The sequence below is a fragment of the Microbacterium sediminicola genome (assembly GCF_039531125.1).
Taxonomy (GTDB): domain Bacteria; phylum Actinomycetota; class Actinomycetes; order Actinomycetales; family Microbacteriaceae; genus Microbacterium; species Microbacterium sediminicola.
In genome coordinates, this window is sequence record NZ_BAAAPL010000001.1 from 1,465,634 (window position 1) to 1,489,109 (window position 23,476).

26 protein-coding genes, 1 tRNA gene and 1 pseudogene are annotated in these 23,476 nt (G+C 67.3%); 18 read left to right on the forward strand and 10 right to left on the reverse strand.

Features of this window, described 5'->3' with window-relative positions; all coding sequences use genetic code 11:
- The first annotated feature begins 50 nt into the window (after window positions 1-50).
- The 12 genes and pseudogenes from ABD206_RS06865 (at window position 51) to ABD206_RS06920 (ending at window position 9,302) form a co-directional block, all read left to right on the forward strand.
- Complete coding sequence (locus tag ABD206_RS06865) at window positions 51-482, forward strand: hypothetical protein (protein WP_344070699.1); 432 nt, start codon at window positions 51-53, stop codon at window positions 480-482.
- A complete protein-coding gene (locus tag ABD206_RS06870; protein WP_344070701.1) occupies window positions 479-859 on the forward strand; it encodes a hypothetical protein in 381 nt (126 codons plus the stop codon). The genes ABD206_RS06865 and ABD206_RS06870 overlap by 4 nt, the downstream gene beginning before the upstream one ends.
- 1 nt (window position 860) lies before the next feature.
- Window positions 861-2,339, forward strand: a complete 1,479-nt coding sequence (locus tag ABD206_RS06875) for a ThiF family adenylyltransferase (RefSeq protein ID WP_344070703.1) — start codon at window positions 861-863, stop codon at window positions 2,337-2,339.
- Between the two features lie 93 nt (window positions 2,340-2,432).
- The gene (locus ABD206_RS06880; RefSeq protein WP_344070705.1) at window positions 2,433-3,236 is read left to right on the forward strand and encodes a sigma factor-like helix-turn-helix DNA-binding protein; all 804 of its coding nucleotides are present in this window, start codon (window positions 2,433-2,435) and stop codon (window positions 3,234-3,236) included.
- Window positions 3,233-3,394, forward strand: a complete 162-nt coding sequence (locus ABD206_RS06885; RefSeq protein ID WP_344070707.1) for a hypothetical protein — start codon at window positions 3,233-3,235, stop codon at window positions 3,392-3,394. The genes ABD206_RS06880 and ABD206_RS06885 overlap by 4 nt, the downstream gene beginning before the upstream one ends.
- A gap of 190 nt (window positions 3,395-3,584) precedes the next feature.
- A complete protein-coding gene (locus tag ABD206_RS06890) occupies window positions 3,585-3,791 on the forward strand; it encodes an ABC transporter ATP-binding protein (protein WP_344070709.1) in 207 nt (68 codons plus the stop codon).
- A 111-nt stretch (window positions 3,792-3,902) separates the two neighbouring features.
- Window positions 3,903-4,106, forward strand: a complete 204-nt coding sequence (locus ABD206_RS06895; RefSeq protein ID WP_344070711.1) for a hypothetical protein — start codon at window positions 3,903-3,905, stop codon at window positions 4,104-4,106.
- Window positions 4,107-4,350: 244 nt separating this feature from the next.
- Window positions 4,351-4,758, forward strand: a complete 408-nt coding sequence (locus tag ABD206_RS06900) for a GNAT family N-acetyltransferase (protein ID WP_344070713.1) — start codon at window positions 4,351-4,353, stop codon at window positions 4,756-4,758.
- Between the two features lie 122 nt (window positions 4,759-4,880).
- Complete coding sequence (locus ABD206_RS06905) at window positions 4,881-5,900, forward strand: TIR domain-containing protein (protein ID WP_344070715.1); 1,020 nt, start codon at window positions 4,881-4,883, stop codon at window positions 5,898-5,900.
- 809 nt (window positions 5,901-6,709) lie between these two features.
- A pseudogene (locus ABD206_RS06910) lies at window positions 6,710-6,994 on the forward strand (recombinase family protein); the annotation flags it as partial.
- 104 nt (window positions 6,995-7,098) lie between these two features.
- A complete protein-coding gene (locus ABD206_RS06915; protein ID WP_344070717.1) occupies window positions 7,099-7,827 on the forward strand; it encodes a response regulator transcription factor in 729 nt (242 codons plus the stop codon).
- A complete protein-coding gene (locus ABD206_RS06920; protein ID WP_344070719.1) occupies window positions 7,824-9,302 on the forward strand; it encodes a sensor histidine kinase in 1,479 nt (492 codons plus the stop codon). Before ABD206_RS06915 ends, ABD206_RS06920 begins: the two co-directional genes overlap by 4 nt.
- Here ABD206_RS06920 and ABD206_RS06925 read toward each other — a convergent pair.
- From ABD206_RS06925 to ABD206_RS06950, 6 genes are all read right to left on the reverse strand, one after another.
- Window positions 9,296-10,888 carry an FAD-dependent oxidoreductase gene (locus tag ABD206_RS06925; RefSeq protein WP_344070721.1) on the reverse strand — a complete coding sequence of 531 codons (1,593 nt, stop codon included), beginning with the start codon at window positions 10,886-10,888 and terminating at the stop codon, window positions 9,296-9,298. The genes ABD206_RS06920 and ABD206_RS06925 overlap by 7 nt on opposite strands.
- Window positions 10,885-11,751, reverse strand: coding sequence for an FAD:protein FMN transferase (locus ABD206_RS06930; RefSeq protein ID WP_344070723.1), 867 nt, complete (start codon window positions 11,749-11,751; stop codon window positions 10,885-10,887). Before ABD206_RS06930 ends, ABD206_RS06925 begins: the two co-directional genes overlap by 4 nt.
- Window position 11,752: 1 nt before the next feature.
- Entirely contained in the window at window positions 11,753-12,223 is a 471-nt protein-coding gene (locus ABD206_RS06935; RefSeq protein ID WP_344070725.1) for a hypothetical protein, read from the reverse strand.
- Between the two features lie 145 nt (window positions 12,224-12,368).
- Window positions 12,369-13,403: a ribose-phosphate diphosphokinase gene (locus ABD206_RS06940; protein ID WP_344070727.1), complete on the reverse strand. Its 1,035-nt coding sequence runs from the start codon at window positions 13,401-13,403 to the stop codon at window positions 12,369-12,371.
- Window positions 13,378-14,838 carry a bifunctional UDP-N-acetylglucosamine diphosphorylase/glucosamine-1-phosphate N-acetyltransferase GlmU gene (glmU, locus tag ABD206_RS06945; RefSeq protein WP_344070729.1) on the reverse strand — a complete coding sequence of 487 codons (1,461 nt, stop codon included), beginning with the start codon at window positions 14,836-14,838 and terminating at the stop codon, window positions 13,378-13,380. The genes ABD206_RS06940 and glmU overlap by 26 nt, the downstream gene beginning before the upstream one ends.
- A gap of 1 nt (window position 14,839) precedes the next feature.
- Window positions 14,840-14,911 (reverse strand) — tRNA-Gln (locus ABD206_RS06950).
- Between the two features lie 77 nt (window positions 14,912-14,988).
- Here ABD206_RS06950 and ABD206_RS06955 point away from each other — a divergent pair.
- The 6 genes from ABD206_RS06955 (at window position 14,989) to ABD206_RS06980 (ending at window position 20,162) form a co-directional block, all read left to right on the forward strand.
- Window positions 14,989-15,483, forward strand: coding sequence for a MarR family winged helix-turn-helix transcriptional regulator (locus ABD206_RS06955; RefSeq protein WP_344070731.1), 495 nt, complete (start codon window positions 14,989-14,991; stop codon window positions 15,481-15,483).
- Window positions 15,480-16,004 carry a hypothetical protein gene (locus ABD206_RS06960; RefSeq protein WP_344070733.1) on the forward strand — a complete coding sequence of 175 codons (525 nt, stop codon included), beginning with the start codon at window positions 15,480-15,482 and terminating at the stop codon, window positions 16,002-16,004. The genes ABD206_RS06955 and ABD206_RS06960 overlap by 4 nt, the downstream gene beginning before the upstream one ends.
- Before the next feature lie 37 nt (window positions 16,005-16,041).
- Entirely contained in the window at window positions 16,042-17,865 is a 1,824-nt protein-coding gene (locus ABD206_RS06965; protein ID WP_344070735.1) for an ABC-F family ATP-binding cassette domain-containing protein, read from the forward strand.
- A 108-nt stretch (window positions 17,866-17,973) separates the two neighbouring features.
- Window positions 17,974-19,659 (forward strand): FAD-dependent oxidoreductase, encoded by a 1,686-nt coding sequence (locus tag ABD206_RS06970; protein ID WP_344070737.1) that lies wholly within the window; start codon window positions 17,974-17,976, stop codon window positions 19,657-19,659.
- Entirely contained in the window at window positions 19,656-19,946 is a 291-nt protein-coding gene (locus tag ABD206_RS06975) for a metal-sensitive transcriptional regulator (RefSeq protein WP_344070739.1), read from the forward strand. Before ABD206_RS06970 ends, ABD206_RS06975 begins: the two co-directional genes overlap by 4 nt.
- A gap of 54 nt (window positions 19,947-20,000) precedes the next feature.
- Window positions 20,001-20,162, forward strand: coding sequence for a hypothetical protein (locus tag ABD206_RS06980; RefSeq protein WP_344070741.1), 162 nt, complete (start codon window positions 20,001-20,003; stop codon window positions 20,160-20,162).
- An 84-nt stretch (window positions 20,163-20,246) separates the two neighbouring features.
- Here ABD206_RS06980 and ABD206_RS06985 read toward each other — a convergent pair whose 3' ends face one another.
- The 4 genes from ABD206_RS06985 to ABD206_RS07000 all read right to left on the reverse strand — a co-directional run bounded on the left by ABD206_RS06985 (window position 20,247) and on the right by ABD206_RS07000 (window position 23,467).
- Window positions 20,247-21,146 carry an ABC transporter substrate-binding protein gene (locus ABD206_RS06985; protein ID WP_344070743.1) on the reverse strand — a complete coding sequence of 300 codons (900 nt, stop codon included), beginning with the start codon at window positions 21,144-21,146 and terminating at the stop codon, window positions 20,247-20,249.
- 76 nt (window positions 21,147-21,222) lie between these two features.
- Complete coding sequence (locus tag ABD206_RS06990) at window positions 21,223-21,933, reverse strand: ABC transporter permease (RefSeq protein WP_344070745.1); 711 nt, start codon at window positions 21,931-21,933, stop codon at window positions 21,223-21,225.
- A complete protein-coding gene (locus tag ABD206_RS06995) occupies window positions 21,930-22,616 on the reverse strand; it encodes an ABC transporter permease (RefSeq protein ID WP_344070747.1) in 687 nt (228 codons plus the stop codon). Before ABD206_RS06995 ends, ABD206_RS06990 begins: the two co-directional genes overlap by 4 nt.
- A complete protein-coding gene (locus ABD206_RS07000) occupies window positions 22,613-23,467 on the reverse strand; it encodes an ABC transporter ATP-binding protein (protein WP_344070749.1) in 855 nt (284 codons plus the stop codon). Before ABD206_RS07000 ends, ABD206_RS06995 begins: the two co-directional genes overlap by 4 nt.
- Between the last annotated feature and the right edge of the window lie 9 nt (window positions 23,468-23,476).

Consider the following 23,476-nt stretch of genomic DNA (forward strand, 5'->3'; position numbering starts at 1 on the left):
TCCGCAACACTCCTAGCGAGCCGAGAAGTCGGCTCAGGAAGGAGGACGCCATGTCCCCCATCACCACCCCCTCGCCGCTGAGCATCGTCATCAACGACGCTGCGTATACGGTCCACGACTCCGACCAGGAGGCAGCGGCGCTGCTGCGCCTCGCTGGCCGGGACCCTAAGGACTTCGATCTGTTCCTCGTGAAGAAGAACGGTGTCGAGGTGAAGATCAGGGACGGGCAGATCATCAACCTTGAGCACGGCGATCGGTTCGTCGCACGTCAGAACCTCCGGTTCACGATCGACGGTGAATCATTCCGCAGCTACGACGATGACCAGGCGGCATCCGCTCTGTTGCGCCTCGCCGGCCTGGACCCGGCCGCCTTCGACCTGGCCCGTGTCGGAAGCCCCACCTCGTTTCCGGACGACGAGATCGTGACCATCGTTGATGGTGACGAGTTTGTCACCGTCAAGCACGTCGGCGGTGTTGCATGAGCGATTCAGTTGACCTGTCGGAGGCGGCTCAGCAGTTCATCGCCGACATGACTGCAGCGGGCGCCCCGGCGCGCGCCGACGGCCCACGCATCCTCTACGACATCGTCGCGGTAGGCGGCGCGCACGCCGGTCAGACCATCACCACTGGTGTCAGCATCGCCGAGGTGCAGAGCTGGCCGGCTGTACCGCCCCACTGGATCCACCTGCCGGGGGGTATCCGGTTCGCCGAGACGAACATGGACGACACCGACTGTGCGCCTGGATACAAGAGGCACTCGCGCGACTACAGCTACAACGACACCTCCATCCATCCCGCACGCGCATGGCTGAGTCACGTCCGCGGGTTCATCTCGATCGCGATCGCCCAGGCTGCCTGATATGCGCTACTCCGTTGCGATGAGCGGCAACACCGAAGCCGTCATGCGAGACCACCTCCTGCGAGAAGACGGGCAAGAAGACGTCCTCATCGCGACCTACGTGTTCTCCACGGGCGTCGAGCGCACGACAGCCGTGATCCGGTCCGTCATCCTTCCCCGCGACGGCGAGCGGCACGTCCACGGCAACGCCTCCTTCACTAGTGCTTACGTCCTCCGCGCCGCTCACGAAGCACGCCTCGCCGGCCATGGGCTCGTGCTCCTGCACTCCCACCCTGGCGGCCGCGGCTGGCAGCGCCTCTCGCGCACCGACTGGGAAACCGAGTCCGACTACGAACGAGTCGCCCGGTCCGCCACGGAGATGCCGATGCTCGGCATGACCATCGGCGGCGAAGACGTCGCATGGTCCGCGAGGTTCTGGTTCGACCGGGCCGAACCGACATGGGCGGAGTCCGTCCGTTCCGTTTCCCCCACGCTCGCCGTCACCTGGAACGACGAGCTGCGCCCGGTGCCCAGGATCACCGGGGCACAGGCTCGGACGGTGTCCTCCTGGGGCGATCGCGCCCAAGGCACGATCGCCCGCCTCCGCGTTCTCGTCGTCGGAGGCGGCAGCGTCGGCCTAGACGTTGCTCAGCGGCTCGCCGCCACCGGGCTCATCACGGTTGGCGTGATGGACTACGACGCCGTCGAAGAACGAAACCTCGACCGCATGGTCGGCGCAACGCGACTCGATGCCGCACTCGGCCGCGCCAAGGTCGAGGTCGCGGCTCGACTCATGAGATCCGCGGCTACCGCCGACGCCTTTGAGGTTCGACGTCACGAGGTCAGCATCACCGACCCGGTCGGGGTGAGCATCGCTCTGGACTACGACGTGATCTTCTCCTGCGTCGACAGGCCCTGGCCGCGCGCGGTGCTCAACGGAATCGCGTACGCCGACCTCGTTCCCGTCATCGACGGAGGTATCGCGCTGACGACTTTCCCGGACGGGCGCATGCGAAACGGCATCTGGCGAACGCACACCCTTACTCCGGGCCGGTCATGCATGGCGTGCCTCGGCCAGCTGGTCGCAGGCGACGTGTCCTTGGACAAGCTAGGGCTCCTCGAGGACCCTGAGTACATCGAGGGCGCGAACCGGGAAGCGCCGTCGCATCAGAATGTCGCCGCCCTCTCGGCGAGCGTCAGCGCCTCCCTCCTGGCCCAGTTCGTGAGCCTGGTCGCCCATCCGGGCAGCCGTGGGGTGCCGGGGCCGTTGCACTACGTTCTCTCCACCCACACGCTTCTACATGCCGACGCGTCATGCGGGCCGTACTGCGCGTACAAGAACGCGACCGGAGCAGGCGATCGTCGCACCCGAATTGCCGAGCACCGAAACGACTGGCGAGAGAAGGTCGAGGCGCGCAGGACCGTGAGACATCCCGTCCGTCTCCGCATCCTCTCGGGCATCGAGCACCTGCTCCACCGATACACCAATCGCATTCAGTAATTGTGCTCTGAAGTCCGCGAGGGGAAGTCGGCGATGTCGGACATACAAGGGAGCATGGTGCGCATGAACTGACACGAGATCGCGAGGAACGCCATGGTCGACAGCTGTGACCCGAATGGGCATTCGTCTCTCGGAGGCATTCCTTCTCTCAAGAAATGGGCAGCCGATCTAGCGTGGCTTGCGGATGCCGACCGGGACAACGCCGAGGAGAGGGTAGACCGGCTCGCCGGCGACCGGGAGCTCGAGGCGGCATTGCGTGCCGGCGGGTTTCGCGGCCGGGACTACGACCTCTTCGCGATCGAGATCGCGAAGTACGGATGGGCCGTCATTCGGGGGTGGATCTACAAGGGACAGATCGCCGGTGAGGTCAAGCGCAAGGGCTTCGGCGCCCTCGAGGCGGAGCCACGCGAGGGCGCCATGATCGAAGACGCGGAGGGGTTGGCAGACGAGACGGTCGTGCTCGCGCTCACCGCTTTCCGCGACAAGGTCCTGGTCCCCGGGAAGTGGGACCCATCGAGGGGTGCTTCCCTACGGACGTTCTTCGTGGGTCAGTGTCTGCTCCAGTTCAGCAACGTCTACAAGCGCTGGCGGCGCGAGGAACTGCGATCGTATGCGGCACCGCTGGACGCAGACCTCGCCCGGGAGGTTGAGGAGTTCGAGAGCAATCTCGCCAATCTCGCGCCGGATGCAAGCGTAACTGCGCAGGTCAGGGACGAGCTTCGGCGTGCATTCGGCAGCATCACTGACCACCGCGCGCGATCTGCTTTCTACCTCAGCGTCGCGCACGGCCTCACGCACGAGCAGATCGGTCACAAGCTCGGAATGACGGGCAAGGCTGTCGAATCGGCGATCGCCCGGGCACGTCAACGAGCCAGAGAGAACAGGGAGACAGTATGAGCAGTCAGTTCGAGGGAAAGTTCGAGCGCTCGTCATTCGGCACCCAGAACGCGAAGGCAGCCCGTCGATCCGTTTCGTCGGCGAAGGCACAGGCGCTGGTCTCACGGGCCAAGTCGAGCGCGTCGACGCAGATCCGAGGCAGGCGCGAGGGGAATTGAACGGCGCCGTACATATACCGAGTTGTCGGGATCACAACCGAATAGAGCCGCCCCGCTGCAACGGGACGGCTCAAGATCCCTGAGGAGTCAGGTCTCATCCAGAGCACTGACTGTACCGGAGTCGGCAGTCGCAGACCAGCGACACTCCGCCTGAGGGAGCCCGGCGAAACAATCAGTGAAGGAGTCCCACATGGGAACCGTCCACCGCTCCGCCAAGTCCGGCCGCTTCGTCTCTAGGGCGACGGTCGCCCGCTGGCCCGGCAAGACCACGACCGAACTCGTCGGCTCCGGTACCGGCAACGGAACCACCGTCCATCGCTCCGCGTCCACCGGCCGCTTCGTGACCGAGTCCGCTGCCAAGCGCAATCCCAACGGCACGATCAGCCAGCGGGTCTGAGGTCCGTACCAGTGGCCCGCACGTCAATCCCGCGCGGGCCACTGGTTGATCGGGAGCCGACGTAGGCGATCTTGTGCTCGACAGCTCCCCGGGCGGATGGGAGATGAACATATGGAGATCGACTGGCAGCAGCTGATCTGGGATGGGCGCTGGACCGCGCTGGAGACGCTCTGGAATGCCGTCCTAGTCAACATCGCAATGCACTGGTGGTTTGGTCCACTTCTCGCGATCGTCGTCGTCGGCATGGGGTGGAAGGGAATGAGCCGATTTGCCTCATACATCGCTCGGGTGTTCGCACACACCCACAGTCTTTGATTCAGAAGTGAAAACTCGCCGAAACGGCGCGTACTAGGCAGGCAACTGGGGTCGCGCAGTCGAGACGCATCAAGTCGGCTCTTCCCTAGACTGACCAGCCAGCGCGAGTGTGGCACCGCCGAGTGCACGCGCGCGTCCCTCAACCGCGCAATGCCCGAATGGGGATCCGCAGGTTTCGGAATCGGGGCCACCGGTGTCGGACTGGCTGGGTCCGCCGCAGCCTCGTCGGCGTCACAATGATCGGATGGAGTACGAACTCGACGACGCCCCTGACCGGATCCAGAACGACTTTGTCTGGGAGTGGCTGTCGACCGAAGCGTACTGGGGGCGTCAGCGCAGCCGCACCGACTTCGACGCCCAGATCGCCGGTGCGTGGCGCGTCGTCGGCGCCTACCGCCGGGACACCGGCGAGCAAGTCGGCTTCGCGCGTGCCGTATCCGACGGCGTCACCTTCGCGTACCTCGCCGATGTGTTCGTGCTCGAAGCTCATCGAGGTCACGGCCTTAGCAAGCGCCTCCTGCAGCTCATGATCGATGACGGGCCAGGACGAGCCTTCAGGTGGATGCTCTTCACCGGTGATGCCCACGGACTCTACGAGCAGTTCGGCTTTAGAGCCCCCGACGCGACGGCCATGGTCCGAGCAGCGCGATAACGGACTTACCGCGGCCCCGGCATACGGACACTACCCGTTTACGGATCGCTCTGTGTCCCCAATTTGTTGGTCGATCGTAGCTGCGCCGCTACGCTGAGGCATAGGCGCGAGAGAGGTGGGCAATGACGAAACCTCGAGTGTTCGTTGCATCCGCGACCGAAAGCCTGGACGTAGCGTACGCGGTTCAGGAAAATCTCGAGCGCGATGCTGAAGTGACCGTGTGGACGCAAGGTGTAATGCGAATTTCGCGAGACACAATCGCGAGCTTGCGGGCCGAGCTCGAGGCAAGCGACTTCGGTGTGTTTGTGATCGGCCCTGATGACGTCCTCGTATCGCGAGGCGAGGAGTCGGCGGCACCCAGAGACAACGTGATTTTCGAGTTGGGGATGTTCGCCGGCTATCTCGGGATGGACAGATCGTTCATAGTCCGCCCGCGCGGGAGCGACGTGAAGCTCCCCTCCGACCTGGCCGGGCTGGCGGTGCGCGAGTACGAGCCCCACCGTTCCGATGGCAATCTGCAAGCGGCTCTTGGCCCCGCGACAAACGCGATTCGTACCGAGATGCGCAGGTCTCGGGCAGGCGAACTGGCGCCAAGCGTGCGCGTTGCCCAAAGCTTCCGCCAGGTGGACTGGGCGCGGCTTCTTGACTCCGCAAGTAACGAGCTCCTGATCGCGGTGCACTACTTCGACTCCTGGGTGAATGCCAATCTGTCTGCGCTCCGAGCGTTCGTTGAGCGGCCCGATTCGCGGATCTCAGTAGTGGTATCCGATCCGGAGGTTGCTGGGAACTTTCAGTACCTTCGGTCGCTCTTTCCGGAGTCGAGTGACGCAGTGCTCCGCGAGAAGATCCAGAAGACCGGACGTCGCTTCGCTCAGGTCTTTCAAGACGCTGGTGCTGATGCGTCTCGACTCTCCTTCTACCTCTCGCCAACGCACCTTAGCTACTCGGCCCAGTGCATAGATGGCGAAACTCTCGTGCTTTCGATCTTCGAGATGTACCGACGATCGCGCATCGATTCGCCTGCGTTCGAGATCGCGCTCGACTCGGCGCCACAGATTAAGTCATTCTGGGAGAAGGAATGGGCCGGTTTGATCGCGGAAAGCCGACTCGTCAATCCATTTGATCTCCGCGCGACACGTTGACCCGCGCCGACGGCGCGTTGGGTTGGGCGTCGTGGCGAGCGCCCCACCTAGTTGGGGATGTCTCGCACCGCACGCTTCGAGATCGGCCCCCTGGAAACCTCTCGAACGCCGACTCGAAGTTGAAATCGATCTAGCCGTTAGGAATGAGTTGACCATCTCGAAAAGTGACTTTCGTGCTGGCGTCTATGTCGCGCTGGCGCTCATACTGCTCGTAGCTGGGATGTTTGGGAGCTACTTCCTTCTCATGTCCCCGCCCGCGGGGACAGTATGGGCCACGCTTGTGCTCGCGGCCCTCCCAGGCGCAGTTCTCACTTTGTACATCCCTGCACTTCGCGATCTGAAACGGTGGATTCGGACGATAGGGTTTGTGTTTCTCGCGGTTGGGATCATCGGCGGCTTCATCGTTTTGAGTTCTTCGCTGGCGGATGCGGAGGCGTTCCTGCCGACAATCGTTGTCGGCTCTGTCAGTCTGGCGATTACTGCAGTGGTTGCGTACATAGATTGGGCTCCTCGCGATACCCAACTCCACACCGCAGGGTCGGGAACCGACGATGATCAAGCGACTCACGACTGCCTTGGAAGTGCCGCGGACACCTAGCCAGTGAGTCTCTCGGGCGCACATGGCCGACATCATCGTTGAGTTGACCGGAGCAAGCCAACCTTGGTCCGACCGGGGTCTCGATTCCGTTCGACTCATGCCTGGGCTCGTACCATTCTGGCCGCGCACGCCGACGCGTCTCAATCGAGCAGTGCCCGGTAGGGGATCCAACCGGGCGCGGGAGCGCACATCCGGTGGCACACTCGGCGGCATGAATGGAATACAGATTGGCTATGCCAGAGTCTCCACCGCCGATCAGGACCTCACGTCCCAGCGAGATGCGTTGCTGCGACTCGGCGTCCTTGATTCAAACATCTACGTCGATCACGGGTTGACCGGCACCAACCGGGCGCGGCCCGGCCTGCGAGAAGCGCTTGCCGCGGTAAGAGACGGGGACACTTTCGTTGTGACCAAGCTCGATCGCCTCGCCCGGTCGGTGAGGGACGCGCATGAGATCGGCGATCAGCTCGCAACCACGACCGTCGCGCTCAGCCTCACTGCAGGAGGTGCGCCGGCGACCCGATCCACCCGCGCCACACTCACAGGAGGCACATAGGAGACGCCATAGGAAACACATAGAAGAACGATCACAATGGAGCCATGACATCCCCGGCTCCCGCTCTCCGCCGCCTCGACGGCACCGCTCCCCGCATCCTGGTCGTCGACGACGAGCAGATGCTCACCGACCTGCTCTCGATGGCACTGCGCATGGAGAACTGGGACGTGCGGACGGCCGGCTCGGGATTCGAAGCACTGCAGGCGGTGCGGGACTTCGACCCCGACGCCATGGTGCTCGACATCATGATGCCCGACCTCGACGGCATGGCGGTGCTCCAGCGACTGCGCCAGGCCGGCAACGACGTCCCCGTCCTGTTCCTGACGGCCAAGGATGCCGTGGGCGACCGGGTCGCGGGCCTCACCGCGGGCGGCGACGACTACGTCACCAAGCCCTTCAGCCTCGAAGAGGTCGTGGCCCGCCTTCGGGGACTCATGCGACGGGCCGGCACAGCCGCCAACACCGAGGACGAGCCGATCCTGCGCGTGGGGGATCTGACGCTCAACGAAGACAGCCACGAGGTCGACCGTGCGGGCGAGCCGATCGAGCTGACCGCCACCGAGTTCGAGCTGCTGCGCTACCTCATGCGCAACCAGCGCCGAGTGGTGTCCAAGGCACAGATCCTCGACCGGGTGTGGAACTACGACTTCGGCGGACGCTCGAGCGTCGTGGAGCTCTATATCTCGTACCTGCGCAAGAAGATCGATCAGGGGCAGGAGCCCCTCATCCACACGGTCCGCGGCGTCGGCTACATGATCAAGGCCTCGCAGTGACCTCTGCTCCAGCCGCCGAAACCGCGCAGCGCTCCACGCCCGGGCCCCGGCGTCGCTGGAGCCTGCAAGCGCGACTGATCGTGACCGTCGTCGGGATCGTCTCGCTCATCCTCATCCTCATCTCCGTCGCCAGCGGTGCGCTGCTGCGCAACATCCTCGAAGACAATCTGGATGCCAAGCTGCGCGACGCCGTCCAGAGCGTGCGCATCATGCCCGGAGCCAGCGCCGTCGAGACGCTCGACGCGGGCCGGCAGCCGGTCGGCTTCCTCTGGGTCATGCAATCGAGCGGAGAGCTGACCGGCGCGTATGTCTCCGACGACGAGGAGGTCGTCGCGCTGACCTCGACGCAGCTCTCGCAGCTGGCGGCATCCATCGGAGAGCCCGGCTGGACCACGGTCACGATCGACGGGCTCGGTACGTATCGCGTCGCCTTCGCGGGAGATCTCGGAGGAGTCTTCGGCATCGCGGGACTTCCGGTCTCAGAGGTCACCGAGACGGTCACCCAGATCCTCACGACCGTCGCCCTCGTGACCGCGGGCGGTCTCATCATCCTGGGGCTTGTCGTCACCCTCATCATCCGCTCGAGCCTGCGGCCGCTGCAGGCGGTCGCCGACACGGCGGAGCGCGTCGCCAGCATTCCGCTGGCAGAAGGCACCGTGAAGATCTCGGACCGCGTGCCCGACTCTCTCACCGACGAGCACTCCGAGGTCGGACGCGTGGGCCATGCCCTCAACACGCTGCTGGACCACGTGGATGTCTCCCTCGATGCCCGCCAGCGCAACGAAGAGCGGATGCGGCGATTCGTGGCGGATGCCAGCCACGAGCTGCGCACTCCCCTGGCCTCCATCCGGGGCTATTCCGAGCTGTCGCTGCGCGACCCGTCACTGTCGGAGAACACCGGATCAGCGCTGGAGCGCATCCAGGCGCAGTCGCTGCGGATGACGAGTCTCGTCGAGGATCTGCTGCTGCTCGCGCGCCTCGATGAAGGTCAGGAGCTCGTCTACGGGACGGTCGATCTCACCCAGATGGCCTATGAAGCCGTCGCCGACGCGAACGCCGCCGGACGTGATCATGTCTGGCAGGTCGAGGTCGACGACGAGCCCGTCGTCATCCCGGGCGATGCCCGCCGCATCCAGCAGGTCGTCATCAACATGCTCGCCAACGCCCGCACCCACACCCCCGAGGGCACCGAGGTGACACTGTCGGTGACGCACGACGCCGAGAATGCAATCATCCGCGTCCACGACAACGGCCCGGGCATCGATCCGGCGATCTCGGCGGAGCTGTTCGAACGCTTCTCCCGCGCCGACCGCTCCCGGGCGCGTCAGACCGGCGGCACCGGCCTCGGCCTCTCGATCGCACGCGCGATCGTGCACGCCCACCACGGCGAGATCACGGTGGACAGCGTTCCCGGCGACACGACGTTCACCGTCCGCTTCCCGCTCCGCACCGAGGCACCCGAGCCCGGTCAGTAGCCGCTGAAGGCGTCGGTGACGGTCGAGCGTGCCTGGGCGAGGGCGGGTGCGAGGTCGGCGATGAGACGCGGCGGGCCCGAGATATAGGCGTGACGGGCCGACAGGTCCGGAACCGCGTCGTGGAGGGTCGTCGCATCCAGTCGCGCTCCCCCGGCCCACTTCCAGTGGGCAGGAAGGACCGACGGCTCGTCGCGAGTGAAGACCACCACCGGCGTCGCGGTCTGCTCGATCTCATCGGCGAACGCGAGCTCCGATGCCGTGGACGCGACATAGATCATCACGACGTCGCGCGACTGCCCCACCGCGTGCAGATGACGCAGCTGCGAGACGAACGGCGTCACCCCGATCCCCGCGGCGACCATCAACAGCGGTTCCTCCGTCTTCGCGGGCAGGACGAAGTCGCCCCAGATCCCCGTCACGGCGAGCGTGGCGCCCTCGTCGACCTCGCCCAGCGCACGTTTGAACGAGCTCGGCGGTGTCGCACCCTGATCGGCCGGGAACTCGCGGAACGCCACGCGCACGATCGGCAGGTCCTCGGGCGCCGACGCGATGCTGAACTCACGCCGCGTGCCACGGGCATCCGACCGCCGGTGCGGAACGTCCAATTCGAGGTACTGGCCCGCCATGAAGTTGATCGGGCGCTTGGCGCGGAAGGTCAGCAGCCGCGTCGTGGGAGTGATCAGGGCGCGATTGACCAGCGTGAGCCGAACGGCGGCCCGCAGCGCGAAGGCAAAGGCGACGAGGTTGCCGATCAGCAGTGCCCGCTCCTGTCCGAGCGAGATCTCCCCGACGAAAATGGGCCAGCCGGCGAGCGCACCCACGACCGCGGCGACGATCAGCTGCTGCCACCGCCGCGGCGGCAGGGTCAGAGGCTCCGAGAGCATGAACGCGCCCAAGAAGAGGAAGGGCGAGGACCACAGCACGGACGAAGTGATCGCGGCGACATCCACGTCGAGCCCCGCGGACTGGTACTGCACCAGGGTGCGGGCGAAGGCGACGACGACGGCCACGACCACGAACAGCGCCACGACGCGCAGCTTCTCGGTGCGCCACAGCACCGCAAGGCCGAAGACGATCACCGGGATCGCCAGCACCGGCGTTCCCACCCACCAGGAAGAGCCTCCGATGTCGGGCACCCAGATGCTGATGATGGTGAGCACCGCCGCGCCGACAGCCGCCGGGTTGAAGATGTGGCGGCTGCGCCAAACGAGCAGATACTTGGATGCCGCGGCCACGGCACCCGCGACGGCGACGCCGACGAAGGCGAGAGGGGTCACGAAATCCCCCTCGAGCGCGGGAGGCCGCAGCACGAACAGCAGAATGAGCGCCGTGATGAGCGTGGATTCCAGGTGCGGCGCGTGCCCCACGATCCGATGGGCGATGAGGTCGACCAGTCCGCAGGCCACGATCAAGATGCCGAGGCTGACGATCATCTCCAGCGGTGAGGGCACGACCAGCCCCGCGAACGAGAGCGCGAACGCGATCACCGCGATCCCGACAAGCGCGAACAGCACGAGTCGGTACATTGACAATCGTCCCAGCACCGCCAACACCCGGTTCCACCCCGAACGCACCATCGTGATCATCTGAACAGCTCCCCCGTGAATCCGTGCGACCATTCGACCGCGCCATCTGTTGTCATCCGCACCCACTGCACGCCCCAGCGGTGCGCCAGCTCCGGCCCACCCTCGAAGAACAGCGCCGTCGATGCCGCATCCGCCCGCATCGCCGTGGGCGCCACGGCCCAGGTCGCCGCGATCGTGCGCACCGGCATCCCTGTCCGCCCGTCGAGCACGTGGTGCAGACCATCTCCCCACGCACGTCGGTTGGTGGCCGACGCGCAGAGCGCGCCGTCGTCGATCTGCCAGACACCGATCACCCGGGACGTGTCGTACGGGTGCTCCAGACCGATACGTTGCGGGATCCCCTTCACCAGGATGTCGCCGGCGGCGTCGATGACAAGGCCGCCTCCGGCCGAGCCCACCGCGGCGGCGACCAGGTCGACGAGGCGTCCTTTGCCGAGCGCTCCGACATCGATCACAGCCGGCCGGGCGAGCACGAGCGCTCCCGCATGCCATCCGAGGATTCCGCGCCACTCGGACGGTGCGGCGGTCGCCTCACCGGCGTGCAGGGAGTACCGGGCGTCGTAGCCGAGTGCCTCGAGCGAGGCGCCGATCAGCGGGTTGACCGCGCCGTCGGTCGCGTCCGACATCTCCGCGAACATCGAGAGCATCTCGTCGGCATCGTTCGGGAGCACCGCCTCACCGCCGTTCGCGGCGAGAAAGGAGACCACCGAGTCGTCGCGGAACCGGGACCAGACGCGGTCGAACGCGTCGATGGTCTCGGAGACGGCGTCGCGAACCTCCTGAGCGAGGGCGTGCTCGGTCTCGATCGACCAGTGCGTGCCGATCGCGTCGAACTCCCAGATGGTGTCGACGCGACTACTCATGTCAGGCCGCGGCCTCGGCCTTGATCGTCTCCAGCGCCTGCATGAATCCCGTGCTGGTGAGCGAAGAGCCCGCGACGCGGCTCACCGACACCTCGTCGACGCTCTCTCCGACCACGACATCGGCGATACCGCCGACGAACGCGGACTGGTACTGCTCGGTCTCACGCGCCTGCGGCTCGCCGGTGACCTCGACCGCCGTCACGGTGTCATCCGCGATCGTCAGTGTCACGGTGATCGACTCCACCGACTCGGGCGTCGCGTACGAGCCCTCGGCCGTGTAGGTGCCGTCGACGTACTCACCCGTCCCGGAGGAGTCGGTGGTCGTCGACTCGTCCGTCGTGCTCGTCGTGGTGTCGTCGGCGGTGTCTGCCGTGGTGGCGGCTTCCGTGCCGGCGCAGCCGGCGAGTGTGAAAGCGGCGCCGATGCCAACGAGGGCGGCGGCGGCGCGGACAGGTGCGGGGGCACGGAGCATGGGCGGTCCTTCGGTCGTGCGGAGGGTCGTCGGTACGCCCATCATGACGGCGAAAGCTATGCGTACGCCAGAAAACCCGAGGGATCCCCCGAAAGATCAGGAAATCCTCAGAACTCCTCGCCCCCAACGCCGGGGAGGGTGGCGCTCAGGCGGCGCCGTCGAACATGCTCGTGACCGAGCCGTCCTCGAACACCTCGCGGATCGCGCGGGCAAGCAGCGGGGCGATCGGGAGAATCGTGAGCGACTCCCATCGCTTGCGTTCGGGCACGGGGATCGAGTCGGTCACCACGACCTCGTCGATCGAGGCATCCTGCAGTCGCTCGGAGGCGGGGTCGCTGAACACCGCGTGGGTGGCGGCCACGATGACACGCTCGGCGCCATTGGCCTTCAGGGCCTGAGCGGCCTTCACGATCGTGCCACCGGTGTCGATCATGTCGTCGACCAGCAGACAGACCCGGCCCGAGACGTCACCGACGATCTCGCTCACTGTGACCTGATTGGCCACGTTCGGGTCGCGGCGCTTGTGGATGATCGCCAGCGGCGCTCCGAGGCTGTCGGACCACGTGTCGGCCACGCGCACGCGGCCGGTGTCGGGTGAGACGACCGTGAGCTTCTCGCGGTCTTCGAGCGACAAGGTGCGCTCGAAGTACTCCAGCAGCACGGGCTTTGCGAACAGATGGTCGACGGGCCCGTCGAAGAAGCCCTGGATCTGGGCGGCATGCAGGTCGACGCTCATGATGCGATCGGCGCCGGCGGTCTGCATGAGGTCGGCGACCAGTCGCGCACTGATCGGCTCGCGGCCGCGCCCCTTCTTATCCTGTCGCGAGTACGGGAAGTAGGGGGCGACGACGGTGATGCGCTTGGCCGAGGCGCGCTTGAGCGCGTCGAGCATGATGAGCATCTCCATCATCCACTCGTTGACCGGCTCGCCGAACGACTGGAGGAGGAACACGTCACAGCCGCGGATCGAGACCTCGAAGCGGGTGAGGATCTCGCCCGAGGCGAAAGTTCGGTACTCCGTGGGGACGAGCTGCGTACCCAAGCCCTCGGCGACATCTGCCGCCAGCGCGGGGTGGGACCTGCCGGATGCCACCACCAGACGCTTCTTGGTCTTGGCTACGAGGCCTGGCGCGATGCCGTTCTCGCGATCGAGGTCAACCTTCTTGTGCTTGCTCGCCATCGCTCGCTTCCTTCGCGCTCCGGGCTTTTGCGGCGACATCAGCGGCGGCCGTACCCGGTCTGTTTTTCTCGACCCACCCCTCGACATTGCGCTGAGGGGCGACGGTCAAAGCCAGCGCGCCGGCCGGGACATCCTTACGGATGACCGCACCCGCACCCGTCTTTGCGCCGTCTCCGATCCTAACGGGCGCGACGAAGACGTTGTGCGATCCGGTGTGCACCTCGTCCCCGATCTCGGTGCGGTGCTTGGCCAGATCGTCGTAGTTGGCCGTGATCGCGCCCGCTCCGAGATTGACGCCGCGGCCGATCGTGGTGTCGCCGATGTAGGAGAGGTGGGGCACCTTGCTGCCGGCGCCGATCGTGGAGTTCTTGACCTCGACGTAGGTGCCGACCTTGCCGCCGTCACCGATGATCGCCCCGGGGCGGAGGTACGCGAACGGCCCGACCGAGGCCCGCGCGCCGACGACGGCGAGGGTGCCGTCAGTGCGGGTGACGGTGGCGTCCTCACCCACCTCGCAGTCCACGAGCGAGGTGTCGGGACCGATCGTGGCGCCGCGCTCGACGACGGTCGCCCGCAGCAGGTGCGTGTTCGGCCGCACCGTGACATCCGGGGCGAGCGTCGCCGTGACATCGATCCAGGTGGTCGCGGGGTCCATGACGGTCACACCCTCGAGCTGCCATCGACGCACCGTGCGGGCGTTGAGCGCCCGGGCGGCCTCGGACAGCTGTACCCGGTCGTTCACCCCGAGCGCGGCCGCAAGGTCTGGGGCCTCGGCCGACGACACGGTGTGGCCCTGACCGCGCAACAACGCGATCACATCGGTGAGGTACTTCTCCCCCTGCGCGTTCGCGGTGCCGACCGCTGCCAACCCGTCGCGCAGCAGCGCCGCGCCGAACACATAGATGCCGGTGTTGATCTCGCGCGAGGCGAGCTCCTCGGCCGAGGCATCCTTCTGCTCGACGATCCGGGCGACGCGTCCGGCGTCGTCGCGGATGACACGACCGTAGCCGCTGGCATCCTCCGGCGTCGCCGTCAGCAGGGTCGCGGCCGCGGCGTCGGCGCGATGCTGGGCGATGAGCTGCTCGACCAGCGACGCCTCCACGAGCGGGACATCACCGGAGAGCACGACGAGGTCTCCGTCGAATCCGTCGAGGGCCGCGAGCGCCAGCTCGACGGCCCGGCCCGTCCCGGCGATGTCGTCCTGGTCGACGACCTCGACGGCCGGATGCAGGGCTGTCACGGCATCCACGACCAGCTGACGTTCGTGCCGCACGACCACTACGGTGCGGTCCGGGGTCACCGCCGCTGCGGTGGCGAGCACGTGCCCCACGAGCGGCAGTCCGCCGATCGGGTGCAGCACCTTCGGGAGCGAGGACTTCATGCGAGTCCCCTGCCCGGCGGCGAGGATGACGATGGCGAGCGGCGTTGCGGTCATGCTCCGCCGCCAGGACTCGAACCTAGACCTCACAGCTCCAAAGGCTGTCGTGCTGCCATTACACCACGGCGGATCGCCGCTTTCGCGGCCGGCATCCAGTCTGCCAGAGCGCGGGGAATGCCCCGGCGCCCGCCACGGGATAATGGCCGCATGCAGGAGTCGGACGAGGTCGATCGCATCGTCGAGGCGTGGGGTGCCCAGCGCCCCGACCTCGATTTCTCCCCGCTGGAAGTGCTCTCCCGGGTCGACCGGCTCTCCCGACACCTCGACCGCGCCCGGCGCGAGGCGTTCCGCAAGTCGGACATCGAACCGTGGGAATGGGACGTTCTGTCGGCGCTGCGGCGCGCCGGAGACCCGTTCCGGTTGAGCCCGAAGCAGCTACTGCAGCAGACACTCGTCTCCAGCGGCACGATGACCAACCGCATCGATCGCCTCGTGGGTCGCCGACTCGTGCGACGCGAGGCCGACCCCGGTGACGGGCGCGGCATCCTGGTCATCCTCACCGACGACGGCCGCCTGCGCGTGGATGCCGCCATCACCCGCCTCGTGGATGCGGAGGCGGCGCTGCTGAACGCCCTCTCCCGCAGCGACCGCGACCGTCTGGCATCTTTGCTTCGCAAGCTCTCGTTAGGATTCGACGCATGAGCGAGGAGCAGACCGCGGAGACGCCCGAGGAGCGGCGAGCCGAGCGCTGGCACGAGTGGTTCGACACGCGATTTCGCACCCCCGCGGCCGTCTACGGTCTCATCCTCTACAGCTCGCTGCTGATGATCACGGCGGACTATCACGAAGGCGTCGCCGACGCGGTCATCGCATCCGTGGCCACCCTGGTGGTGTTCTTCATCTCCCACGTGTTCGCCTACACGCTCGCCGACCACGGCCGCCACTCCCTCCGCGCGGCGACCCTCTACTCTCTGACGCACTCTGCGGGCATGCTCTGGGCATCGATCCCGCCGACGATCGCCATGCTCGTCGCCGGTGCGAACGGGCTGAATGCCGACGACTCGTCGGTGTACGCGCTGTGGACGACGATGCTGGTGCTCGCCTTCCTCGGGTATGTCGCGTACTGGCGCACCGGAGCTCGCGTGTGGGCGCGCATCCTCGGGGCGATCGGCACGTCGCTGCTGGGCGCGGTCGTCGCGATCCTCGAGTACGCCTTCCACTGACGCTCTGCCGCCGCTGCGCACGTAGGCTGGAGCGGTTATGGCGCATCTGCTCGGGGCCACCGGCCTGCACCTCGAATACCCGACCAAGGTCGTGTTCGACGACATCTCGCTCGGGGTCGACGAGGGTGACCGCATCGGCATCGTCGGACGCAACGGCGACGGCAAATCGAGCTTGCTCGGCATGCTCGCCGGGCTCCGTGAGCCGGATGCCGGCAAGGTCACCGTCCGCGGTGGTGTGCGCATCGGCGTCCTCGACCAGCAGGACACCCTGGCCGATGACGAGACGGTCGGGCACGCGATCGTCGGCGATGCCGCGGAGCACGAGTGGGCCGGCGACGCGCGGGTGCGCGATGTCCTCGCCGGTCTCGTATCGGACCTCCCCTGGGACGCCACGCTCGGCACCCTGTCCGGCGGACAACGCCGCCGGGTCTCCCTCGCCCGCCTACTCGTCGGCGACTGGGATGTGCTGGCCCTGGACGAACCCACCAACCACCTCGATGTCGAGGCCATTGCGTGGCTCGCCGGTCACCTCAAGACGCGCTGGGGCGCGTCATCCGGCGCTCTTCTGGTCGTCACGCACGACCGGTGGTTCCTCGACGAGGTCTGCACCCGCACCTGGGAGGTCCACGACCGGGTCGTGGAGCCGTTCGAGGGCGGATACGCCGCGTACGTGCTGCAGCGCGTGGAGCGTGACCGTCAGGCTGCGGCGATCGAGTCGCGCCGTCAGAACCTTGCCCGCAAAGAGCTCGCGTGGCTGCGCCGGGGCGCGCCGGCCCGCACCTCGAAGCCCAAGTTCCGCATCGACGCCGCCAATGCCCTCATCGCCGACGTTCCCGAGATCCGCGACCGGATCGCGCTGCAGTCGCTCGCGGTCTCGCGCCTGGGCAAGGACGTGGTCGACATTGTCGATGTCGCGGTCGCCTACGGCGACAAGGAGGTGCTCCGCGGCGTCGAGTGGCGCCTGGCACCCGGGGAGCGCACCGGCATCCTCGGCGTCAACGGCGCCGGCAAATCCACGCTCCTCGGTCTCATCGACGGATCGACCACGCCGACCGCGGGGCGTGTGAAGCGCGGCAAGACCGTGAAGGTCGCCACCCTCACCCAGCGCCTGGATGAGCTGGAAGAGCACCTGGGCGACCCCGTGCGCGTCGTCATCGGACGCCTGCGCACCAGCTACACGATCGGCAGCGGCTCCAAAGCACAGGAACTCACCCCCGGCCAGCTGTTGGAGCGGCTCGGGTTCTCCTCCGCGCAGCTCTCGACGCCGGTGAAAGACCTCTCCGGCGGCCAGAAGCGCCGCCTCCAGCTGCTGCTGATCCTGCTCGACCAGCCGAACGTGCTGATCCTCGACGAGCCGACCAACGACCTGGACACCGACATGCTCGCGGCGATGGAAGACCTGCTCGATTCCTGGCCCGGGACCCTGGTCGTGGTCTCCCACGACCGTTACTTTCTGGAGCGGGTCACCGACCAGCAGTTCGCCATCCTCCCCGGAGCCGACGGCGTGGGCCACCTGCGCCACCTCCCGGGCGGAGTGGACGAGTACCTGCGCCTGCGCGATGCGCTCGTCCGCTCGCCGGGCGAGCAGCCGACGCGCCGAGACCCCGCGCCTGCCACCGCCGCGGCGAGCACCCCCGCGCTCTCGGGCGCCGAGCGCCGTGCCGCGCAGAAGGAGATCGCCGCGATCGAGCGACGCCTGGAGAAGCTGCAGAGCCAGCTGGATGCCATCGACGTGCGTCTCGCCGACAGCCACGACGACTACTCGGCGCTGATCGACATCCAGCGCGAACGCGACGCCGCGTCCCAAGAGATGAATGAGCTCGAGGAGCGGTGGCTCGAGCTCGGTGACGCGCTCGACTGAACCGGGTGGCCCAGGGGTACGGCGACCTCGCCGAGGTTGACGAGAAGATACCCCCGGGGGTATAGTCGAGTCATCGCACGAACCGCTCACCCCTGAAAGAGGAACACCATGCGCATCCTCATCGTAGGCGGCGTCGCCGCCGGAATGAGCGCCGCCGCCCGAGCTCGTCGTCATGACGAGAACGCCGAGATCATCGTCCTCGAGCGCGGCCCCGAAGTCTCCTTCGCCAACTGCGGACTCCCGTACCACGTCGGCGGCGAGATCCCCCACGAGGGCTCGCTGCTGCTGCACACCCCCGAGACACTCAAGGCTGCGCTGAACCTCGATGTGCGCACCGGGCACGACGTCACCGCGCTCGACACCGCCGCCAAGACGATCACCGTCGCCTCGGCCTCCGGTGTCGAGGAGATGACCTACGACGCCCTCATCCTCGCCCCCGGCGCCGCCGCGGTCCGCCCGCCGCTCCCGGGGCTCGACTCCCCGCGCGTCCGGACCCTCCGCACCGTCTCCGACGCCGTGACCCTGAAGAAGTGGGTCGACGACGGCGCGACACGCGGCGTGGTCCTCGGCGCCGGTTTCATCGGCTTGGAGGCCGCGGAAGCCCTGCGTCACCGCGGTCTCGAGGTCGACGTCGTGGAGCTCGCTCCGCACGTGCTCCCCCCGCTCGAGAAGGAGATGGCGACGGTCGTCACCACGCAGCTGCGCAATCTCGGCATCCGCGTGCACGCCGGCGTCGCGGCCGAGGCCGTCGAGGTGAGCGCCGAGGCCGACACCGTCATCCTGTCGGACGGCACCCGCATCGAGACCGACCTCGTCGTCCTCTCGGTGGGCGTTCGCCCCGACACCGCGTTCATCCAGGACGCTGGCGTCGAGACCATCCGTGGCGCGATCGTCGTCGACGATCACGGGCGCACCTCGGCCGAGGGTGTCTGGGCCGCGGGCGACGCGGTCATCAGCACGGATGCCGTGACCGGCGTCCAGCGCCCGGTGCCGCTGGCAGGTCCCGCCAACCGCGCGGGACGCCTGATCGCAGACGACATCTTCGGTATGGCCGGTGCCCGCACGATCCCGCAGCCGATCGGCACCGCGATCGTCCGCGTCGGTGAGATCACCGCGGCCATGACCGGCGCGAACCGCCAGAGCCTGGATGCCGCCGGCATCGCCTACACGACCCTCCACCTGCACCCGATGCAGCACGCGGGCTACTTCCCGGGCGCGGCGACCGTCCATCTGATGGTCCACATCGCCGACGAGGACGGTCGGGTGCTCGGTGCGCAGGCCGTCGGCTACGAGGGCATCGACAAGCGCATCGACGTGCTCGCCACGGCAATCCGCGCGGGCCTGGTCGCCGAGGACCTCATGGATCTCGACCTCGCCTACTCGCCGCCGTACGGCCAGGCCAAAGACCCGGTCAACCTGGTGGGCATGGTCGCCGAGAACGTCCGCAACGGCCGACTGGCGATGTGGTACGCGCAGGACCTCGAGCAGGTGCAGTCGGAGTCGCTGCTGCTGGATGTCCGTACACGCCGCGAATTCGCCTCCGGACACATCCCCGGATCGATCAACATCCCCCACACCGAGCTGCGCGAGCGCATCGACGAGGTCACCGAGGCCGCCGCCGGCCGACCCGTCGCCACGATCTGCGCATCGGGTGTCCGCACCAACATCGCGGCCCGCGTCCTGGTGGACCACGGGTTCGAGACCGCGGCCCTCTCGGGTGGGATGACCACTTTCCGCCAGTGGTGGGGCGACGCCACCGCAGACATCCTCGTGAAGGAACGAGTCACCGCATGATGATCACCGGAACGCCTGAAGAGCAGGCCGCAGCGCAAAAGCGCATCGTCAACCGCCTCAAGCGGGCACAGGGACAGTTGGCGGCGGTCATCAACGCCGTCGAGTCCGGCGGTACCTGCCGCGACGTCGTGACCCAGCTGTCTGCGGTCACGAGCGCCCTGGACCGGGCCGGCTTCGCCATCATCTCCACCGCCATGCGCGATTGCCTCGCCGACCCGGACAAGGCCGCGACCCAGGAGGGCCTGACACAGGAAGAACTCGAGAAGCTCTTCCTGTCTCTCGCCTGAACCCGACCGCCCAACACGCTCACCTCACCGACTCACCCCACAGGAGAACGACCCATGTGCTACCAGACCACCTGCCGCAAGTGCGGAAAGACGACCTGGGGCGGCTGCGGGCAGCACGTCCAGCAGGCCATGGCCGGCGTCCCCAAGGCCCAGCGCTGCCAGGGACACGAGAACGAGCCCTCGAAGGGCTTCTTCGCGAGCCTGTTCGGTCGCTGATCCGGGCGATATCCCGCGCATCACGACGCAGCGGCCGCCGCTCCCTCGGGAGTCGGCGGCCGCTGTGCGTTCGTTGCGAGGATGTCAGCTGATGCCGTTGTCGGCCAGCCACTGCGCCGCGATGTCGGCGGGAGCCATGAGGTCCACGGTGCTCTGCACGTTCAGGGCGACAAGCCCCGAGGGGGTGAGGGCGGCGCTGACCTGGTTGATGACATCCGCGACCTCGTCGGCCACGTCGGCATTCACGACCGGTACCACGTTGGAGGCGAGGAAGAGACCCTCGGGGTCTTCCAGCACGACCAGGCCCGCGGTCTCGATCCGCGGATCCGCGGTGTAGATGTTGGCGAGGTTCACCGTTCCCGCCTCGAGATCCTCGAACGTGGTGTCGCCGGTCGGTGAGAAACCCACCTCGATGCCGTAGACACTCAGCAGACCCTCGGGCCCGTAGGGACGCTCGGCCAGCTCGGCGGGGCCGCCCAGCACGAGCGGCACATCCACGTCCGCGAGATCCGCGATCGATGCGAGTCCGTACTCGTCGGCGAAGGCCGCCGTCACCGTATACGAATCCTGGTCGGTCGCGCTGGACTGGTCGAGAACGACCAGGCCCTCGGGCAGTGCGCCCGGGAGGGCGGCATAGACCTCGTCGGAGGTGCGCGCCGTGGTCTCCGGGTCGAAGTACTGCAGCAGATTGCCGCTGTACTCGGGGAACAGCGTCACCTCGCCGCTTTCCAGCGCGGGGATATAGGCGTCGCGCTGCCCGATGTTGAACTGGCGATCGACGGTGAACCCGGCGTTCTCAAGTGCCTGGGCGTAGATCTCGGCGATGATCTCGTTCGAGTAGTAGGCCTGCGATCCGACGACGATCGTGTCGGTCGACACCTCGCCGGAGCCTTCGTCGAGGGGGCTGCCCGAGGAGCAGGCCGACAGCAGCAGGGATGCCGCGGCGACGGCACCCGCGACGGACAGGATGCGTGTGGTCTTCATGGTTGCTCTTTCTCTTTCGGTGCGGAGGGGCTGTGTTGTGGTTCGGTGCGGGGGGCAAGCGGATGGGAAAGATCGTTCAGGCGGCCGCCGACACGAGCGGACGACGGGGCCTGCGGGAGAGGACGCGCACCCCGCGAGGCCGCGAGGCGCGCTGCGCGAGGGCGAGCGCCGCATCGAGCACCAGGGCGAGTGCGGCGACCAGGATCGCGCCGGCGAGCACCTGATCGAAACGGCGCAGCGGGATGCCCTGGATTATCGGCCACCCGAGCCCACCGAGATTGACGTAGGCGGCGATCGTGACGGTGGCCACGACCTGGAGGGTCGCGGTGCGAAGCCCGCCGATCAGGAGAGGGAGCCCGAGGGGGATCTCGACCCGCCAGAGCACCTGCCAACGGGTCATCCCCACCGCGCGCGCGGCATCGATCGTGGCACGATCGATCGCCTCGATGCCGGTGTAAGCCCCGGCCAAGAGGGAGGGGATCGCCAGCAGCACGAAGGTGATGAGGGCGGCTTCGGGGCGCCTGGTCACACCGAGCACGAGGATCAGCAGGATGAGCAGGCCGAACGAGGGCAGGGCACGTGCCGCCCCCGACAGCGCCACCGCCAGCTCGCGACCACGACCGGTGTGACCGATCGCCCAGCCCGTCGGCACGGCGATGGCCGCCGCGATGCCGACGGCGGCGGCCGTGTAGCCGAGCTGCTGGAGCAGCAGGGTCGGGATCCCGAACTGGCCGCTCCACTGTGCCGGGTCGGTGAGCCACAGCCAGGCGTCGACGAGCAGGTTCATGCGACGTCCACCGGAACGGTCGTGGCGCGAGACACAGTCCGGCGCGACGCCGCTCCACGGGTCCAGGGCATGACGAGACGACCCGCCCACATGAGCAGCAGATCAACGACCAGCGCCAGCACGACGACGGCGAGAATGCCCGCCAGGACCTCGGGGATGATACGGCGCTGCAGCCCGTTCGTGAACAGGTAGCCGAGGTTGGTGACACCGACGAGGATGCCGACCGTGGCGAGCGAAATCGTCGAGACCGCCGTGACGCGCAGGCCCGCCAGGATCACGGGCCCCGCGAGCGGAAGCTCGACGCCGAAGAAACGCCGCACGGCCGAGAATCCCATCGCGGTCGAGGCGCCGCGCACGCTCGCGTCGACGGAGTCGAGGCCGTCGACGACCGAGCGCACGAGGATCGCCAGCGCATAGAGGGTCAGCACGATGATCAGGTTCAGATCGCTCAGCGCGCTGTAGCCGAACATCGTCGGCAGCAGGATCAGCAGCGCCAGCGAGGGGATCGTGTACAGCAGACCGGTCACGGTGATGACGGTTCCGCGCAGCGGGGTGAACCGCCAGGCGACGTAGCCGAGCGGGATCGAGACGACGAAACCCACGACGATCGCGAGCAGGCTCTGTCGGAGATGCTCGAGCGAGAGCTGCCCGATCAGCCCGAGGTTGTCGATGATCCAGCTCATGGCGCGGTTCCGTCACGGGGAGCGGAGTCGGTCGCGGTGTCGTCGAGCATCCCCTGCGTGCGACCCTGCGCGTCGACGACCGCCGTGCCGTGAGGTGTCTGCTTGAGGCGCAGGCTCCGCTTGCCACGGTCGGCGCCGATGAAGCTCGCGACGAAGTCGGATGCCGGATTCTCCATGATCTGGCTCGGGGTGCCCACCTGGGCGATCTGTGCGCCGCGCTCGAGGATGACGACCTGATCGCCCAGCAGGAACGCCTCGTCGATATCGTGCGTGACGAAAACGATCGTCTTGTCCACCTCCCGTTGCAGGCGCAGCAATTCCTGCTGCAACTCCGCGCGCACCAGGGGATCGACGGCACCGAACGGCTCGTCCATCAGCAGGATGTTCGGGTCCGCCGCCAGTCCGCGCGCGACGCCGACGCGCTGCTGCTGCCCGCCCGAGAGTTGGCTGGGGTAGCGGCGCGCGAGCGAGGCATCCAACCCCACGGTCGCCATGAGCTCCCGCGCGCGGCCGTGCGCCTCGGCACGGCGCACGCCGCGCAGCACCGGCACGGTCGCGATGTTCTCGAGCACCGTGTAGTGCGGCAGCAACCCGGAGTTCTGCATGACATAGCCGATGCCGCGGCGCAGCTCCACGGGGTTGCGGGCGGCGATGTCGTCACCGTCGATGGTGACGCGCCCCGCGGTCGGGTCGACCATGCGGTTGATCATGCGCAGCAGCGTCGTCTTGCCGCAGCCGGAGGAGCCGACGAACACCGTCGTGCGATGCGCGGGCAGGGTCAGGCTGAACCCGTCGACGGCGCGAGTGCCGTCGGGGAACTGTTTGGAAACGCCGTCGAAGACGATCACCATGCGCGGGCG

Bases quoted from the DNA above. Each gene is read 5' to 3' on its own strand.
- ABD206_RS06865 (WP_344070699.1), top strand. From the start codon at position 51: ATGTCCCCCATCACCACCCCCTCGCCGCTGAGCATCGTCATCAACGAC.
- ABD206_RS06870 (WP_344070701.1), top strand. From the start codon at position 479: ATGAGCGATTCAGTTGACCTGTCGGAGGCGGCTCAGCAGTTCATCGCC.
- ABD206_RS06875 (WP_344070703.1), top strand. From the start codon at position 861: ATGCGCTACTCCGTTGCGATGAGCGGCAACACCGAAGCCGTCATGCGA.
- ABD206_RS06880 (WP_344070705.1), top strand. From the start codon at position 2,433: ATGGTCGACAGCTGTGACCCGAATGGGCATTCGTCTCTCGGAGGCATT.
- ABD206_RS06885 (WP_344070707.1), top strand. From the start codon at position 3,233: ATGAGCAGTCAGTTCGAGGGAAAGTTCGAGCGCTCGTCATTCGGCACC.
- ABD206_RS06890 (WP_344070709.1), top strand. From the start codon at position 3,585: ATGGGAACCGTCCACCGCTCCGCCAAGTCCGGCCGCTTCGTCTCTAGG.
- ABD206_RS06895 (WP_344070711.1), top strand. From the start codon at position 3,903: ATGGAGATCGACTGGCAGCAGCTGATCTGGGATGGGCGCTGGACCGCG.
- ABD206_RS06900 (WP_344070713.1), top strand. From the start codon at position 4,351: ATGGAGTACGAACTCGACGACGCCCCTGACCGGATCCAGAACGACTTT.
- ABD206_RS06905 (WP_344070715.1), top strand. From the start codon at position 4,881: ATGACGAAACCTCGAGTGTTCGTTGCATCCGCGACCGAAAGCCTGGAC.
- ABD206_RS06915 (WP_344070717.1), top strand. From the start codon at position 7,099: ATGACATCCCCGGCTCCCGCTCTCCGCCGCCTCGACGGCACCGCTCCC.
- ABD206_RS06925 (WP_344070721.1), bottom strand. From the start codon at position 10,888: ATGATCACGATGGTGCGTTCGGGGTGGAACCGGGTGTTGGCGGTGCTG.
- ABD206_RS06930 (WP_344070723.1), bottom strand. From the start codon at position 11,751: ATGAGTAGTCGCGTCGACACCATCTGGGAGTTCGACGCGATCGGCACG.
- ABD206_RS06935 (WP_344070725.1), bottom strand. From the start codon at position 12,223: ATGCTCCGTGCCCCCGCACCTGTCCGCGCCGCCGCCGCCCTCGTTGGC.
- ABD206_RS06940 (WP_344070727.1), bottom strand. From the start codon at position 13,403: ATGGCGAGCAAGCACAAGAAGGTTGACCTCGATCGCGAGAACGGCATC.
- glmU (WP_344070729.1), bottom strand. From the start codon at position 14,838: ATGACCGCAACGCCGCTCGCCATCGTCATCCTCGCCGCCGGGCAGGGG.
- ABD206_RS06955 (WP_344070731.1), top strand. From the start codon at position 14,989: ATGCAGGAGTCGGACGAGGTCGATCGCATCGTCGAGGCGTGGGGTGCC.
- ABD206_RS06960 (WP_344070733.1), top strand. From the start codon at position 15,480: ATGAGCGAGGAGCAGACCGCGGAGACGCCCGAGGAGCGGCGAGCCGAG.
- ABD206_RS06965 (WP_344070735.1), top strand. From the start codon at position 16,042: ATGGCGCATCTGCTCGGGGCCACCGGCCTGCACCTCGAATACCCGACC.
- ABD206_RS06970 (WP_344070737.1), top strand. From the start codon at position 17,974: ATGCGCATCCTCATCGTAGGCGGCGTCGCCGCCGGAATGAGCGCCGCC.
- ABD206_RS06975 (WP_344070739.1), top strand. From the start codon at position 19,656: ATGATGATCACCGGAACGCCTGAAGAGCAGGCCGCAGCGCAAAAGCGC.
- ABD206_RS06980 (WP_344070741.1), top strand. From the start codon at position 20,001: ATGTGCTACCAGACCACCTGCCGCAAGTGCGGAAAGACGACCTGGGGC.
- ABD206_RS06985 (WP_344070743.1), bottom strand. From the start codon at position 21,146: ATGAAGACCACACGCATCCTGTCCGTCGCGGGTGCCGTCGCCGCGGCA.
- ABD206_RS06990 (WP_344070745.1), bottom strand. From the start codon at position 21,933: ATGAACCTGCTCGTCGACGCCTGGCTGTGGCTCACCGACCCGGCACAG.
- ABD206_RS06995 (WP_344070747.1), bottom strand. From the start codon at position 22,616: ATGAGCTGGATCATCGACAACCTCGGGCTGATCGGGCAGCTCTCGCTC.
- ABD206_RS07000 (WP_344070749.1), bottom strand. From the start codon at position 23,467: ATGGTGATCGTCTTCGACGGCGTTTCCAAACAGTTCCCCGACGGCACT.